The 15,477-nt window shown below is 71.6% G+C and carries 11 protein-coding genes and 1 tRNA gene; 3 read left to right on the top strand and 9 right to left on the bottom strand.

The genetic code is table 11. The annotated features are described in order from the left end of the window. Nucleotides 1-29 precede the first annotated feature (29 nt). Nucleotides 30-2,663, bottom strand: a complete 2,634-nt coding sequence (locus tag ACJ5H2_RS01175; RefSeq protein WP_408897733.1) for a SpaA isopeptide-forming pilin-related protein — start codon at nucleotides 2,661-2,663, stop codon at nucleotides 30-32. A 567-nt stretch (nucleotides 2,664-3,230) separates the two neighbouring features. Here ACJ5H2_RS01175 and ACJ5H2_RS01170 point away from each other — a divergent pair. Both ACJ5H2_RS01170 and ACJ5H2_RS01165 read left to right on the top strand, forming a co-directional pair. Then, nucleotides 3,231-3,920: a DUF3841 domain-containing protein gene (locus ACJ5H2_RS01170; protein WP_408897732.1), complete on the top strand. Its 690-nt coding sequence runs from the start codon at nucleotides 3,231-3,233 to the stop codon at nucleotides 3,918-3,920. Between the two features lie 553 nt (nucleotides 3,921-4,473). Beyond that, a complete protein-coding gene (locus ACJ5H2_RS01165) occupies nucleotides 4,474-5,262 on the top strand; it encodes a hypothetical protein (protein ID WP_408897731.1) in 789 nt (262 codons plus the stop codon). A 109-nt stretch (nucleotides 5,263-5,371) separates the two neighbouring features. Here the strand turns inward: ACJ5H2_RS01165 and ACJ5H2_RS01160 are convergent. Next, nucleotides 5,372-5,447: transfer RNA gene (locus tag ACJ5H2_RS01160), tRNA-Thr, on the bottom strand. Between the two features lie 105 nt (nucleotides 5,448-5,552). Continuing rightward, the gene (locus ACJ5H2_RS01155; protein ID WP_408897730.1) at nucleotides 5,553-5,735 is read right to left on the bottom strand and encodes a hypothetical protein; all 183 of its coding nucleotides are present in this window, start codon (nucleotides 5,733-5,735) and stop codon (nucleotides 5,553-5,555) included. Nucleotides 5,736-5,864: 129 nt separating this feature from the next. Here ACJ5H2_RS01155 and ACJ5H2_RS01150 point away from each other — a divergent pair, with 129 nt between their 5' ends. Beyond that, nucleotides 5,865-6,782: a LysR family transcriptional regulator gene (locus ACJ5H2_RS01150; RefSeq protein WP_408897729.1), complete on the top strand. Its 918-nt coding sequence runs from the start codon at nucleotides 5,865-5,867 to the stop codon at nucleotides 6,780-6,782. 76 nt (nucleotides 6,783-6,858) lie between these two features. Here ACJ5H2_RS01150 and ACJ5H2_RS01145 read toward each other — a convergent pair whose 3' ends face one another. The 6 genes from ACJ5H2_RS01145 to ACJ5H2_RS01120 all read right to left on the bottom strand — a co-directional run bounded on the left by ACJ5H2_RS01145 (nucleotide 6,859) and on the right by ACJ5H2_RS01120 (nucleotide 15,452). Further along, nucleotides 6,859-8,421 carry an alpha/beta hydrolase gene (locus ACJ5H2_RS01145; RefSeq protein ID WP_408897728.1) on the bottom strand — a complete coding sequence of 521 codons (1,563 nt, stop codon included), beginning with the start codon at nucleotides 8,419-8,421 and terminating at the stop codon, nucleotides 6,859-6,861. Nucleotides 8,422-8,449: 28 nt separating this feature from the next. Further along, the gene (locus ACJ5H2_RS01140; RefSeq protein WP_408897727.1) at nucleotides 8,450-9,601 is read right to left on the bottom strand and encodes a DNA polymerase III subunit delta'; all 1,152 of its coding nucleotides are present in this window, start codon (nucleotides 9,599-9,601) and stop codon (nucleotides 8,450-8,452) included. Then, nucleotides 9,598-10,257 carry a dTMP kinase gene (tmk, locus tag ACJ5H2_RS01135; protein ID WP_408897726.1) on the bottom strand — a complete coding sequence of 220 codons (660 nt, stop codon included), beginning with the start codon at nucleotides 10,255-10,257 and terminating at the stop codon, nucleotides 9,598-9,600. The genes ACJ5H2_RS01140 and tmk overlap by 4 nt, the downstream gene beginning before the upstream one ends. Then, complete coding sequence (locus tag ACJ5H2_RS01130) at nucleotides 10,254-11,330, bottom strand: C4-dicarboxylate ABC transporter (RefSeq protein ID WP_408897725.1); 1,077 nt, start codon at nucleotides 11,328-11,330, stop codon at nucleotides 10,254-10,256. The genes tmk and ACJ5H2_RS01130 overlap by 4 nt, the downstream gene beginning before the upstream one ends. Nucleotides 11,331-11,414: 84 nt before the next feature. Further along, complete coding sequence (topA, locus tag ACJ5H2_RS01125) at nucleotides 11,415-14,165, bottom strand: type I DNA topoisomerase (protein WP_408897724.1); 2,751 nt, start codon at nucleotides 14,163-14,165, stop codon at nucleotides 11,415-11,417. A 219-nt stretch (nucleotides 14,166-14,384) separates the two neighbouring features. Continuing rightward, complete coding sequence (locus ACJ5H2_RS01120) at nucleotides 14,385-15,452, bottom strand: DUF2510 domain-containing protein (RefSeq protein WP_408897723.1); 1,068 nt, start codon at nucleotides 15,450-15,452, stop codon at nucleotides 14,385-14,387. Nucleotides 15,453-15,477: the final 25 nt, after the last annotated feature.

Here is a 15,477-nt window from a genome sequence, read left to right as displayed (position 1 = left end):
GTGGATGCGGATGGTCCGTGGAGCTGGGCTTAGGGGCGCACGCTCACCCCCGAGCGCCTGGCCTGTCGCACCCCGAGCGCGAGACAGAGGAGAGCGGCGAGGAGGAGTGTCACGAGGCCCACCGCTCGCCATGCGGAAGTGCCGGCACCCCCCGCTGCGGGGAGCTCGGCCGCCGCGAAGTTGCGGACCCGGATCTCCGGGTCGCCGCCGGCGGTCTGGCCGACGGTCGCGATATCCGTGCCGGCGCCTTCCCCGAGCGTGACGGCTCCCTGCGCGTCGACCGTGAACTGGAGCGGCTCGGCCAGCAGCTGCTGCCCCGCGGGCGCCTTCGTCTCGACCAGCCAGTAGGTGCCGGGTGCGAGCCCTGCGACTCGGAAGGCTCCGTCCTCACCTGCGACGGCCTGCACCGTGGGCGAGGAGAGCGCGGGGCCGAGCGCGCCTTGGTCGTCGGCGTGCAGCTCCCAGGTCGAACCGGCGACCGGCGTCCATGTGCCGTCGTCCTGCTGTGCCTGCTTGAGGAGGTGGAGGTCGACCCGCGTGAGCGTGTTGGTCAGCACACACGAGATGCGCGCACCCGCCACTGGCGTCACCTGAAGTGACTCGCTGATCGGGGCGTTCGTGGGGAGGCCGCTCTGCAGACCCGCACCATCGGTGCACGTGATCGTCTTGCCATAGTCGGCGAGATCGGTGGTGCCGGCCGCAGCCTCGGTGAGGTGGTACGCCGTACCGGCGGTCGCCTGGTAGGTCCCCGTGGTCCCGGTGCCCTCGGTGACCGTCGCACCGGTGCCCGTCGTCGTGGCGCTGGCCGCGTTGCTGACGACGGTCCCGGTTGCCGAGCCGGTACGGATGGCGACGGTGAACTGGTCGGTGTCGGCAGCGCGCTCCGACCCGAGCGCCTTGACCAGGCGGAGCGTCGGTGCCTTCGCTCGGTTGGTGACGGTGCAGGTGATCCGCGCGCCGAGGGCCGGGGTGACGGAGTTCGATCCGGTATAGGGCGCGTTGGTCGGCAGGCCAGCGGTGCGGCCGGTGGCGTCGACGCAGGTCAGCGTGGCCTCGTACGTCGTGAGGTCGGTGGTGCCCGCGCCGGACTCGGTCAGGTAGTACGCCGTCCCGGCGCGGCCGACGTACGCGCCGGTGGTCCCTGTCCCGGGGGTCACCGTGGCGCCCGTGCCGGTGGTCGTCGCGTTGGCGGGGCTGCTCACCACGGTGCCGGTGCCCGACCCGGTGCGAATCGCCATCGAGAACTGGTCGCCAGCGCGGACCCGCTCCGAGCCGAGCGCCTTGACCAGGGTGATCCGGGGCCAGGCGAACTCGACGGTGCCCGGGCTGCCGGGCACGAGGCCGGTCAGGGTCATGTTGGTCGTCGGACTGTTGGTGTAGGTGCCCTCGGTGGCCGAGGTGACCTGCGCCGTGATGGTGCAGGACACCTCACCCGGGGCAAGGTCGCCACCGGTGACGGTGATCGTGCTGCCCCCGACGACGCCTGTGCGCGTGAGGACAGTGCCTGCCTTCTGGGCACAGGTCCCGCCGAAGGTCGTGCTCGCCAGGGTCAGGCCGGTCGGCAGTGCGTCGACGAAGCCCCAGTCGGTCTTGGCGAGCAGGTCGGAGGTGTTGGTGATCGTCAGGGTGAGGGTGGAGACCTGGGTGGGCTCGACCAGGGCGGGGCTGAAGGTCTTGTCGACGGTGGGCGTGACGTCGCGGACCTCGATGTTGTCGAAGCCGCCGTCGTTGCCGTTGGTGATGCCGACCTTGTTGTACATCGCGACGCCCAGGTTGGAGCCGGCGTACATGAAGGCGGTGTCGGCCCGCAGCCGACTCACGAACCCGCTCATCGTGGACGAGCTGCCGACCGCACGGGGCCGGTTGACGGTGAACGCCTGGCGGGAGGCGTCGCGACACGGATTCAGTGACGACCCGACGTCCGTTCGAGTCGCGCCGCTGAGCAGCTGGAACTGGTACTGGGGATCGCTACCCACCGGGATGGTGCCCCCCGTGCAGTTCCCCGCCACCGCATCGACGGCGAAGGTGTAGTAGTGGTTCGGGGTGACGGGGATCTGCTGCACGGTCTCGAACATCCGCGACGTCGTCGGCCCGGTCGGCAGCGTGTCGCAGCCGACGATGTTCCCGGCGCTGTCCTGGTTGCACTCGGTGTATGTCGAGACCATGTGGTTCGTGTCGCCTCCGCCCACGACCTGCCCCATGGCCCGGGCGAGAGTCCGGATGCCGTTGTAGGACTGAACTCCGCTGAGGGGGCTGCACTTGTCCTGCTGGACCTGTGCGTTGGCCGTGCGACCGGTCGTAGCCCAGTTCGGCCCACCGCCGTCGTCACGCGTGCTGTCACCGTTGGCGTAGGCGAGGACCACGCCGCTGCACCGCTGGCCCTCTCGCCAGTTGGTGTCGGCGTAGTAGGTCGTCCCACCGGCGCCGGTGTACTGCGGCGCCCCGAGGGTGTTGGCCGTCAGCGACTTCGCCCCGGTGGCGGTGACACCCATGCCGTTCTCGAAGTCCTCCCGGTAGACCACGATCGGAGGCGCGGGGACCCCGGCGACGGCCATGTCGAGCGCTGGGCGTGGCGCAGCGGGACCCGCCCCCGGCCCAGGCGACGGGGGGGCCACGCAGAGCAGCGCGATGCTCAGCGCCGCAGCCAGCGCCAGCCGAGTCACGGCGACGAAGGTCGAGCGGGCAGATCGTGCCGATGCGTTGTCCATACATTCCTCTGGGCCGGGGCGTGAACGCCGTGGTCGCGTGGAAACGCCGCGGCCAGCCCGAGGGCTGGTTGCGCTGGACTCGGCCCCGACGGTCGCGAGGAACATGGAGGGTCCAGGCAGCGTTTCCGAGTGGTTGACACGGCCCGCGTCGAACGCTTACGCGGAACCCTCACGAAAATTGCGCATCTGTTCGGAGGGCGTCCGCATGGGCCGAACTCTGGCCTGACGAGCGCGCTGCAGGCGGCGGCCTCAGCGCGGGAGGGGGCAGGTCCGGCGCGCCCGGGTCGCCGGCGTCGCACAGCCAGTTGAGGCCAACGTGGGGTTCGGGCTCGTTTCGATGTGCCTGGACATCCGCTCGCCGCCTGTCGTGGCATCGTTCGGCACATCGGTATGGTGTCTCGCGACATCGGAATGGGATGTGCGGGTCATCGGCATGGCGCAGATCTGGTCGCGGGCGTGGGGCTCGGCGCAGTCGGTGTCGAGGGGACGGGTTCTGTCGGTGCCGTAGTGCACGATCCACTTGTGTCGCCTTCGTATGAGGATCTGCCGCAGCGGCGATGGTGGCGGATCGTGTCGCCCGTCGGGCGGCGCCGTCTGGGTGACCTATCGGCGGACCCGCTGATCCTGCGGACGTTCCAGTCCGCGGCTGCCTATCGGGTGCTCGCGGAGACCGGGGTCCTCGAAGGCGACCCGACGTTGGCTGACGCGGACTTGGGGGACGCGTACTCGTGGATGAAGGCGCAGGCGGACAGGAGGCTCGCGACGGACGGCCCTGGGTTGCTGTGGTTGTGGCCGACCCCCACGCGCCGCTCCCTGATCGACCAGGCGAAGCATGCGCGAGGCGACTTTCTCCTCACGGTGCGGATGCCGCGCGAACACGTACTGCTGTCGGAGTTCTCCGACTGGCACATTGCACTCAACAGCGGTTTCCACGTCCCGCCAGAGCCGGGTGAGAGCGACGACGAGTGGTGGTCTCGCGCGGAGCCGATACTCGATGATTGGGACGACCGCCTGAGGGCCGCCGGTGTCGACCGCGACGCCAGCGGGCGCGATCACTGGCCGCCGAATCTTCGCGACGAAGCCGAGGCGTCGTGGGAGGCGATCCTCGACCCCGCCACCTGGCGACCGAGGGCGCACGTCCAAGCCGTCGCCCAATGCGTCCACGCCGAGCAGGTGGTCGCCGCCGTCCGCATTCGTCCTGGACGCAGCTGAACCCTTGAACAACCCCGGGAATCCGGTTGCCCCTCGCCCCTCGCCCCTCGCAGTGAGAACCTAGCCGGCTGCCCGCCCCTGGTCAGCCGGCGGGAACCCACCCCGGGAGGCAGCGCATGGGCGACGTGACGCTCGAAGAGTTGCCCGCAGACCTCGGCTACGACTTCGACGAACTGCGCCACGAAGCCAAGGCCGCGCGCCATGCTGACCGTCACACTCTGCCCGTGGGCCTGGTGCCTCCTCGACCTCGACCCCGCCGGGCGCACCGTCAGGGGCACCGTCAGGGGCACCGGCCCCATCCTGTGCCCGTGCGATTACTCGCCCGGCTGGTTCGCAAACCGGGTCGAGCAGATGGGGAAACCCCAGGCGCCCGCGAAGGCACGCGGTCGCCACGGCTCGCGGCCGCGACGAGTAGTGGCCGCCCGGTCCGGTGCGCAGCCACCCGGTCTGGTGCGCCGGAACCTGACCGCGACGGAGAAATGCTGGGGCTATTCGACAGCCGCGAAGCATCGGCGGCGTAGCTCGCCGCTTACTCGACGACGGAAGCTGCCGGATGGACAGGAGGCGACACGCCGGTCGGTTCGAAGCTATCGAGGTCGAGAGGTTCCGGCACCGCATCGACGGCACCGTCACGTCACTGTCCACCCACCGAAAGCGGCTCTACGTCGGCGGCAGCTTCACCACCGTCGACCAGAGGAGACGCGGTCAGCTCGCGGCATTCGACCGTCGCGGAACCTTGGCCCGATGGACGCCGGTCGCCCGCAAGGGCGCCGTCCACGACGTCGTCGCGACCACGTCCGGCGTCTACGTCGCCGGCAACTTCAACGCCGTCAACGGCGTCGCCGGCTCCCGGAGGCTGGCCCTCGTCGACCGCTCCAGGGGTGCCGTCATCCCGGGGTTCGACCCGCCCGTCGACAAGCCCGTCCTGGAGATCGCGTTGACCGGATCCTCCGTGCTGGCCGCAGCCGGGGGAACAGGCGGCGGCTACGTCGCGGCCTTCGCACGCGCCGATGGCGGACAGACGTGGCTGCGACGGTTCGACGGCGACGTCGCCGCCCTCGCCATCCATGGCGGAGACATCTACGCCGGCGGCCACTTCGACGCCGTCTGCGACGTCGACGAGGCCGACCCGGTCAACGGCGACTGCCTCGGATCACAGCAGACCCGCCGCAAGGTCGCCGCCTTGACCACGACGGGGACCTTGCTCCCCTTCAACCCCGGCCCCGACTCCGTCCGCGGCGTCATGTCCGTCCACAGCCTCGACGCCCTGGGCGTGGCCCTCGGCGGCGACTTCACCACCGCGGGTGGCCAGCCACAGCTGCGGATGGCCCTCTTCCCGTGAGGGAGCGACGGATGCGCAGGATCTGACCTTTCACGGCAGATCGCCCCGCGCGCTGAAACGGAAACCGGCCCTGACCTGCACGTTTGTGCTGGCCCGGGCCGGTTTCTGGTGGAGCCGCCTGTCGGAATCGAACCGACGACCTAATCATTACGAGTGATTCGCTCTACCGACTGAGCTAAGGCGGCGCCGCCGCCGGTCGGGACCGGCGACCGCGGAAGCATACCGACCGGGGTCACCGGGGGGCGAATCCGGCCGGGGCCTCCGCGCGGTGCCGCTGCGGCGGGACGCGGTCAGGCGGCGGCCGGCACGGCGGCCGGTCGGGACGCGTCGACGCCGGTGACCAGGGTCTGCTCGGCGTCGCACCAGCAGGCGAAGCGGACGACGATGCCGTGCTCGGTGTTGTCCACGGCGAGGACCTGGCTGGGGAAGATCAGCTCGCGGCGGTGGCAGGCGGAGCAGGTGTGGACGAACATGGCGGCCTCCTTCGGCGGTCGGCAGCGGGGAACTGTCCGACTGCTTCCATGGTGCGCCGGGAGAAGTTCTAGGGGTAGCCTCTCTTTCCAGTCGGATCTCTAGGGATCACCTATGGGACGGAGCTCGGCATGCTGTCGCTGCACCAGCTGACCTGCTTCCTCGCGACCTACGAGCATCGCTCGCTGACCCGGGCCGCGGAGGAGCTGGGCTACGCCCAGCCGTCGGTGTCCGAGCAGGTCCGCGGGCTGGAGCGGTCGCTCGGCGTCCAGCTCTTCCGCCGGGTCGGGCGCGGCGTCGTACCGACCACGGCCGCGGACACCTTCCGCCCGCACGCGGAGCGGGTCCTCGCGGCGGCCGACGACGCCCAGCGCGCCGTCGCCAGCATCCGCTCCCTCGACACCGGCACGATCCGGTTCGGCATGTTCGGCGTCGCCCGGCTGTACGGCGGCGCGGAGCTCGTCGCCGACGTACTGGAGCGCTATCCCGGGGTCCGGGTCGAGCTCGTCGGACGGCACTCCATGGACGTGCAGGAGAACCTGCGCCGCGGCCGGCTCGAGGCGGCGATGATCGCCGTCGCGGGGCTCTCCAGCGAGGGCATGTCGATCACGCCGATCGCGCGCGACGAGCTGGTGTACGTCTCGGCCGACCCGGCGCGCCTCGCCTCCCCCATGACGGCGAAACGGCTCGCCGAGGCGCCCCTCGTCATGGCCGAGAGCACCTACCGCGACTCCGACTCCGCGCGGATCGTGCTCCGCCGGATGCTGCACGAGGCCGGCTACAACCCGACGACGCGGATCGAGGTCGAGGACGTCGAGACGGCGGTCGAGCTCGTCGGACGTGGCCTGGCCGACACCGTGACGAACAAGGGAGCCGCCGTCCAGCTACTCCCCCGGCTCGCACCGGATGCCGGCTGGGTCCCGCTCCGGCCGCGCGTCTACGACACGATGGCGATCGTGCACCGTGCTGGGGCGACGCTGTCTCCGGCCGCCCGGCTGATGATCGAGCTGGCGACCCAGCGGATTCAGTCCATCATCGAGCCGGTGTAGGGCCGCCGCTGACACTTCTCACACCTCGTGGCCCCACTTCTCACACCTCGCGGCCCCACTTCTCACACCTCGTGGCTCAGCAGGTCAGGCCGTCCTGCGGGACCGTGCCGTCGAGGAGGTAGGCGTGGACGGCGTCGTCGATGCAGGCGTTCTTCTTGTTGTACGCCGTGTGCCCGTCGCCGTCGCGGGAGACGAGGACGGCGGAGTCGAGCTGCTCGGCCATGGCGACGGCCTCCTCGTACGGCGTCGCGGGGTCGCGGGTCGTACCGAGGACGACGATCGGCGGGGCGCCGGAGCCGTCGATCTCCAGGTCCGGCTCGTCGGTGGAGGTGAACGGGATGCCGTTGCAGGCCGTCAGCCCCCAGGCGAAGACGTCGCCGAAGGTGGGCGAGGCCTTCTCGAAGTCGGCGAACTGGGCCTGCACCTCGTCGGGGGTGATCGACCACGGGTCGTCGAGGCAGTTGATGACGGAGATCGCCTCGAGGCTGTTGTCGGCGTAGCTGCCCTTCTCGCGCGAGCCGTAGAAGTCGGCGAGGAAGAGCAGGGTCGAGCCGTTGCCGTCGAGCGCCTGCTGGAGGCCGTCGTCGAGCAGGCTCCAGTTCTCCTCGCTGTACAGCGGCAGGATCAGTCCGTAGAACGCGAGGCCGACGGTGAGCTCGCGTCCCTCGGCGTCGCCGGTCGGCAGCGGTTGGGCGTCGATGCTCGCGATGAGGTCGGTGATGGTCTTCAGCGCGGCCTCGACGCTGTTGCCGAGGAAGCAGTCGCCGTCGTCGACACAGCTCTGGACATAGGACCTCAGGGCGGTCTCGAAGCCCTTGGCCTGGCTGAGCGCCCCGTCGCGCGGGGTGAGCGAGGGGTCGATCGCCCCGTCGAGCACCATCCGGCCGACCTTGTCCGGGAAGAGCTCGGCGTACGTCGCGCCGAGCCGGGTGCCGTAGGAGAAGCCGAGATAGTCGAGCTCGTCCTCGCCGAGCGCGGCGCGCAGGACGTCCATGTCGCGCGCGGCCTCGACCGTGCTGACGTGGCCGCCGACGGCGCCAGAGCGGGAGGCACACCCGGACCAGAACCGCTCGGAGTTCTCCCGCGCGGCCTGCCTCTCCTCGGCGGTGTCGGGGTCGGGGTCGGCCGCCACGTAGGCGTCCAGCTCGGCATCGGTCAGGCAGTCGACCGGGGCGGAGTCGCCGGTGCCGCGCGGGTCGAAGCCGACGATGTCGTACGCCGCGCGCAGAGGCTCCGCGAAGTAGAGGCTCGCGTCCTTGGCGGTGTCGGTGCCGGGCGCACCCGGACCGCCCGGGTTGACCACGAGCGATCCGATCCGCTCGCCGGTGGCGCCGGCCCGCTCCAGCGCGAGCCGGATCGAGCCGTCGCCGGGGCTCTGGTAGTCGACGGGCACCTCGAGCGTGCCGCACTCGTTCTCGCCGCACCTCGTCCAGGCGATCTCCTGGTCGTAGAAGTCCTCGAGGGTGCGCCCGTCAGGACCCGAGGTGGCGCTCGAGGTCGCCGCCCCGCCCTGGCCGGCATCGCCGTCGTCGCCGTCGGGGTCGTCGCCGGACAGCAGGACGATCCCGACGCCGACCGCGCCGGCCAGGACCAGCGCCCACACGGTGACCACCGCGACGATCAGGGTCCGCTTGCTCACCTGGTGCTCCTCAAGGTCGGGGTCGAGGTCACCGCTGCGGCGCCTTCAGTGCCACCATCATCGACTCCAGGGCCAAGGCGACGGGCACGTTGAACTCCAGCATCTGCTCGCGCGCGGCGAAGATCCAGCCGATGCGGCGCAGGTTGAGCTCGGGGGTCGAGCTGTCCACGATCGCCTCGACCTGGTCGCGGATCTCCTCGTTGACCAGCGCGCCGGGCGCCCCGCTGGCCAGCGCGATCGCGTCGCGGTAGACCGACATCAGGTCGGTGAGCCCGCGGTCGACGACGTCGAGGTGCCGGCGCTTGGCCCGGGTCTTCTGGCTCTTCTCGAGCGCCGCCAGGGCGGGGCCGTACTCCCGGGGCCGACGGCCCCGCTCGACGACGCCGTAGGCAGCGTCGAGGTCGGCCTTGTCGCGCGCGTCGAGCTCGGCGGTGATGGCGTCCGCCTCCTCCTTGGCGGTCGAGGCGAGCCGGGTCGCCGCGTCCATGCACCGCCCGAGACTCGTCAGCCGCGCCGGCATCGAGACGACCTCCTGACGGCGGTTGCGCACCGCCTCGTCGAAGGCGAGCGCGCGCGCCCGGCCGATGTGGCCCTGGCTCGCGCGGGCGGCGTACGACGCCAGCGCCTCCGGCACGCCCCGGGCGACCAGGAAGCCGGCCACCTCCTCGGCGGTCGGCGTCGACAGGGTCACCAGCCGGCAGCGGGAGCGGATCGTCGGGAGCACGTCCTCGACGGTGGGCGCGCAGAGCATCCACAGGGTGCGGCCGTTGGGCTCCTCGATCGCCTTGAGCAGCGCGTTGCAGGCCTGCTCGGTCAGCCGGTCGGCGTCCTCGACGATGAGGATCTGCCAGCGCTCGCCCATCGGGCTCAGCGAGGCGCGGCGGACCAGGTCGCGGACCTCGTCGACGCCGATCGAGAGCTTCTCGGTGCGCACGACGGAGACGTCGGCGTGCGAGCCGGCGAGCACGGTGTGGCAGGCGTGGCAGCCGTCCGGGCACTCCGGGCCCAGGCCGCTTTGCGGGCACTGCAGCGCCGCGGCGAAGGCGATCGCGGCGTTGGACCGGCCCGAGCCGGGTGGCCCGGTGAAGAGCCAGGCATGGGTCATGCCCTGCCCGGCCACCGCCCCGCGCAGCGCGGTCACGACGGCGCGCTGCCCCACCAGGGTGTCCCAGACGGTCACGGCGCCACCCTGCGCGCCTGGGCCAGGAGCGGCTCGACCCGCTCGGCGACCTCGGCGGCGATCTCCTCGATCGGCGCGCGGGCGTCGATCACCGCGTAGTGGTCCGGGTCGCGGCCCGCCAGGTCGAGGAAGGTGCGCCGGACCCGCTGGTGGAACTCCAGGCCCTCCCCCTCGATCCGGTCGCGGCCCTCGAACCGGCCCAGCCCGGCCTCCGGCTCGACGTCGAGCACGACGGTCAGGTGCGGTCGCAGGTCCCCCGTCGCCCAGCGCGCGACCTCCTCGAGCTCGCCGAGGTCGAGAGCGCGTCCACCGCCCTGGTAGGCCAGCGTGGAGTCGACGTACCGGTCGGTGATGACGACCTCCCCGCGCGCGAGGGCCGGCCGGACCAGGGTCTCGACGTGCTCGGCCTTGTCGGCGGCGTAGAGCAGGAACTCGGTCTTGTGGGCGAGCGCACCGGTCTCGGGGCTCAGCACGATCCGGCGCAGGTCCTTGCCGACCGGGGTGTCGCCGGGCTCGTGGGTGAGCCGGACGGCGTACCCCTCGCGGGTCAGCCGGTCGTGGAGCAGCCGAGCCTGCGTCGACTTCCCGCCGCCCTCGCCGCCCTCGAAGCAGACGAAGACCCCGGCGTCGGCGTACTGGCCCGGATAGCTCGTCACGGGGACGAACCTACGAGACGGGTCCGACCGTTGTCGCGGGCGGGTCGCGTGACGGCGCGGACCGGGAGGAGCGCGCGGGTCGTCGCGACGGCGACGACGGCCCAGGCGAGGAGGAGCAGGACCAGGAGGGCGGCGGTGGCCGCGGCGAAGAGGAGCAGACCCGTCGCGTGGGCCAGCGCGGTGGTGCCGGTGACGAGGGTGCCGACCGGGAAGGTGAAGGACCACCAGGTGGGCGCGAACGGAAGGCCCGCACGCACCTGGCGCACGGTGAGGGCAGCGGCCAGCGAGAGCCACAGCAGCGCGAAGCCCCAGACCGGCAGGCCGAAGGCGAGGAAGAGCAGGCGCAGCACGGCGGGGTCCTGGCCGGGCAGCGCCAGCGGCGCCGCGCCGGTGAGGTGGTACGCCGCCGTGACGGCCTGCCCGAGCGGTCCCAGCACGATCCACAGCGTCGGCACAGCGGCCGGCGCGCCGGGACCGTGGCGCAGGACCCGCTGCCAGATCGCGGGCAGGATGACCAGCGTCGCCAGGAGCGCGATGCCGAAGGCCGCGCAGAGCAGGGCGAACAGCGTCGCCCGCGGCTCGCCGGCGGGCAGGCGGCCCAGGAGCGCGGTGCCCGTCGCCGCGCTCACCATCGGCGGGACGACCGGCATCAGCCAGCCACCGAAGGCGCTGTCCTCGCGGACGCCGTGGACCGTGATCGCCCAGTAGGGCACGACCACCGCCGTGGCCAGGCCGAGCAGGGTGCCCCCGACCCAGAGCCCGGCCTCCAGCGGCAGGGTGAGGCGTCCCAGCCACGGGCCGCCCACGGCGCCCGTCGCCGCGCCCGCGGTCATCAGGCCCATCGCGGTGGCGCCGTAGAAGTGCGCCAGCACCGGGTCGCCGAGGTGGGCCAGCGGTCGGCCCGAGCGCACGCCGACCACGGTGACGGCCACCAGCAGGCCGAGTGCGAGGAGCCAGGCCACCGTGGCGGCGTACGACGCACCCGGCAGGTCGAAGGGAAGGTCGGCCAGGACGACGGCGAGGATGCCGGTGCCCATGACGGAGGCGTACCAGTTGGGCCCGTGGGGGATCACCCCTCCACCGTGCCCGGTCCGGGGCCGTCACGGAACGAGAACCTGGCTGGGCACTCACAACGTCAGGTTGTGAGCGCGTCGGCCTCAGGACTTCTTGGCGGCCTTCTTGGCCGGCGCCTTCTTGGCGGCCGTCTTCTTCGCGGTGGTCTTCTTCGCCGCCGTCTTCTTGGCCACCGTCTTCTTGGCCGCGGTCTTCTTCGCGCCGCGCTTGGCCGCCTTCTTGGCCGGTCCCTTGGCCCGCCGCTCCGCCAGCAGCTCGGCCGCGCGCTCGAGGGTGATCTCCTCGACCGAGTCGTCCTTGCGCAGGGTGGCGTTGTACTCGCCGTCGGTGACGTACTCGCCGAAGCGCCCGGCCTTGACGACGACCGGCTGACCCGACACCGGGTCGTTGCCGAGCTCCTTGAGCGGCGGCGCGGCGGCAGCGCGCCCGCGCTGCTTCGGCTGGCTGTAGATCTTCAGCGCCTCGTCGAGGGTGATCGCGAAGATCTGGTCCTCGCTCGTCAGCGACCGGGAGTCCGTCCCCTTCTTCAGGTACGGGCCGTAGCGGCCGTTCTGGGCGGTGATCTCCTCGCCGCTCTCCGGATCGACCCCGACCACGCGCGGCAGCGAGAGCAGCTTCATCGCGTCCTCGAGCGTCACGGTGTCGAGGGACATGGACTTGAACAGCGAGCCCGTGCGCGGCTTGTCCTTGGCCTTTCGCGCTTGTCCTGAGCCTGTCGAAGGGTCCTCGGGGAGCAGCTCGGTGACATAGGGACCGTACCGGCCGTTCTTCGCCACGACCTGCAGCCCCGTCTCCGGGTGGATGCCGAGGTCGATCTCCTCGCCGGCCGGGTTGGCCAGCAGCTCCTTCGCCTTGGCGACGGTCAGCTCGTCGGGGGGCAGGTCGTCGGGCACGTTCGCCCGCTTGGCGAACGCCGTTCCGTCGTCGCCGGGTCCCTCCAGATACGGGCCGTACTTGCCGACCCGCAGGTGGATGCCGTCCTCCTCGCCCCCCACCGGGAACGTGGCCAGCTCCTTGGCGTCGATGTCGCCGAGGTCGTCGACGAGCCGCTTGAGGCCCGCGAGCTGGTCCGAGCCGTAGTAGAACTCGCTCAGCTCGGTGACCCGGCTCTTGTCGCCGCGGGCGATGTCGTCGAGTACGTCCTCCATGCCGGCGGTGAAGTCGTAGTCGATGAGCCGGGTGAAGTGCTCGGTCAGGAGCCGGACGACGGAGAACGCGATCCACGCCGGCACCAGGGCGGTGCCCTTCTTGTACACGTAGCCGCGGTTGAGGATGGTCCCGATGATCGAGGCGTACGTCGACGGACGTCCGATCTGCCGGTCCTCCAGCTCCTTGATCAAGGTGGCCTCGGTGTAGCGCGCCGGCGGCTTGGTCTCGTGCCCGTTCGCGGACAGCGACGCGGCGGAGACGGGGTCGCCCTCGGCCAGGTTCGGCAGGCGGGTCTCCTGGTCGTCCTTCGCGGCGTTGTCGTCGGTGCCCTCGACATAGGCCTTGAGGAAGCCGTGGAAGGTGATCACGCGGCCGGAGGCCGAGAACACCACGTCCTCGCCGCTCGCCGCGGCACCCCCGAGGCGGATGGTCACGGACTGACCGACGGCGTCCTTCATCTGCGAGGCGACGGTCCGCATCCAGATCAGCTCGTAGAGCCGGAACTGGTCACCCGTCAGGCCGGTCTGGGCAGGGGTGCGGAAGGAGTCCCCGGCCGGGCGGATCGCCTCGTGCGCCTCCTGGGCGTTCTTGACCTTGCTGGCGTAGGTGCGGGGCGCGTCCGGGAGGTACTCGGCGCCGTACAGCTCCTGCACCTGCGCACGAGCGGCGCCGATGGCGCTGCCCGACAGCGTGGTGCTGTCGGTACGCATGTAGGTGATGAACCCGTTCTCGTAGAGCCGCTGCGCGACGCTCATCGTCACCGAGGCGCTCATGCCGAGCTTGCGGCTGGCCTCCTGCTGGAGCGTGGTGGTGCGGAACGGCGGGTACGGCGAGCGGCGGTAGGGCTTGGCCTCGACCGAGCGGACGTCGTACGACGTGTCGGCGAGGGCCGCGACGAGGTCCTGGGCCCGGCGCTGGTCGAGGTGGACCACGTCCGCCTTCGCCTTCAGCCGGCCGTCCGGACCGAAGTTGGCGCCGCTGGCGACCCGGGCCCCGTCGATGGTGTGCAGCTTGGCCGGGAACATCCGCTGGTCGTGCTTCGAGCCCGCGTCGAAGGTGCCCTCGAGGTCCCAGTAGGAGGCGACCTTGAAGGCCATCCGCTCCTTCTCGCGGTCGACCACGAGCCGGGTCGCGACCGACTGCACGCGCCCGGCGGACAGCCCCGACATGACCTTGCGCCACAGCACGGGCGAGACCTCGTAGCCGTAGAGGCGGTCGAGGAGGCGGCGGGTCTCCTGCGCCTCGACCAGGTCCATGTCGAGCTCGCGCGGGTTGGCGGCGGCCTCCTGGATGGCCGCCTTGGTGATCTCGTGGAAGACCATCCGCTTGACGGGGATGTTCTTCGGCTTCAGCTCGTCGAGGAGGTGCCAGGCGATGGCCTCCCCCTCGCGGTCCTCATCGGTGGCGAGGTAGAGCTCGTCGGCGTCCTTGAGCAGGCTCTTGAGCTTGGAGATGTGGCTCTTCTTGTCGCGCGGGACGACGTAGTACGGCTCGAAGCCGTTCTCGACGTCGATCGCGAGCCGGCCCCACGGCTTGTCCTTGATCTTGGCCGGGGTGTCGGCCGCGTTGTTGGGGAGGTCACGGATGTGGCCGATGGAGGACTCGACGACATAGCCGTCGCCGAGGTACCCGCCGATGGTGCGGGCCTTGGCCGGCGACTCGACGATCACCAACTTGTGGGACACGGGGACCTTCTCTACTACTAGCGCATTGCCTGATTCGGCGGTTCACGGTAGCGCGTGCTGTCCACTTCCCCGCCTCCCGGCGTCTCACCACCCGGTGGTCGAGGCGCGACGAGCGGCCGCGCCGACCCCGGTGGTCGAGGTGCGACGAGCGCCCTCGCGCCCCCGGTGGTCGAGGTGGGACGAGCGCCAGCGAGGAGCCCGAGACCCCCACCGGCGACCTCAGTCGACCGCGATCCGCCCGAGCACGCTCTCGTTGGTGGCGATCAGGTCGCCGCGGCCGATGGTGGCCATCCCGATGTAGATGCCGTAGCTCTCGGCGTCACCGGTGTCGACCACGATCACGTCGGTGACATCGCCCTCGACCGTGACCTGCGGGTCGCTGACCCGGACCTCGGCCGTGATCCGGTAGGCCGGCTTCCCGGCGACCGTGGTCTCCTCGTGGATGACGTCCGTGCGACCCGTGAAGCCGCGGTAGACGTCGTCACTGCCGGTCAGGCACTGCATGACGACCTCCGCGGCGGTCGCGGGGTCGTCGAAGCCGCTGGCCTTCGGCAGGGCACCGACACCGGTCAGGCTGATCCAGCCGTCCTCCACCTCGGTGTACTGCAGCACGAAGGCGTCGGCGAAGGTGAACGCGACCTGGTCGCCGGTCGCGAGGTCGTACGCCGCCTCGCGGGGGATCGTCAGCCCGCCGCCCGTGAGCTCGGTCGCCGCCGGGTCGGGTGTCTGCGGCGGGGCCGGCGAGCCGCCGGTGCACTGGATGCCGCTGGGCTCGACCGTGCTGGAGGACTCGTCGCCCGGGTCCTCGGTGTCGTCGGACTCCGCGCCCTCGTCGGGGCTCCCCGTCTGCTCGCTCTGCCCGCTGTCGTCGGCCCTGGCGTCCTCGTCGTCGCCGGTGATCGCCCTGATCCCGAAGAAGCCGCCCACACCGAGCAGGACGAGGGCCACGACCGCGGCGACCACGATGACCACCGTCTTGCGCCCGCCGCCGGCCGGCGGGGTCGGGCTCCACTGCTGGCCGTAGCCGCCGTACCCGCCGTAGGCCGCGCCGGGCGGACCCGGTGGGGCGGGCGGGCCGGGCGGGGGCGGCGTGCCGGGCACGGCGCCATACGGGGCCGCGGGCGCCGCCGGGGGCGCGGGGGTGGCGGGCGGCGGCACCTGGGTCGGGGGCGCACCCGCGCTCGCGGACGGCTGCGTGGTGGTCATCTGGCTCCAGGCCTGACCGTCCCAGTAGCGGTAGGTGTCGGGCGCTCCCGCGGGGTCGGGATACCAGCCTGCGTTCGTCACGGCGCCCAGTCTGCCGCACGCGCCA

Source organism: Nocardioides pymetrozini, assembly GCF_046058985.1.
GTDB lineage: Bacteria > Actinomycetota > Actinomycetes > Propionibacteriales > Nocardioidaceae > Nocardioides.
Note: the sequence above shows the minus strand (reverse complement) of the source record. Positions and strands in the feature narration are given on the sequence as shown.

Excerpts from the sequence above, each read along its gene's own strand:
- ACJ5H2_RS01165 (WP_408897731.1), top strand. The coding sequence starts at position 4,474 with ATGGACAGGAGGCGACACGCCGGTCGGTTCGAAGCTATCGAGGTCGAG.
- ACJ5H2_RS01150 (WP_408897729.1), top strand. The coding sequence starts at position 5,865 with ATGCTGTCGCTGCACCAGCTGACCTGCTTCCTCGCGACCTACGAGCAT.
- ACJ5H2_RS01155 (WP_408897730.1), bottom strand. The coding sequence starts at position 5,735 with ATGTTCGTCCACACCTGCTCCGCCTGCCACCGCCGCGAGCTGATCTTC.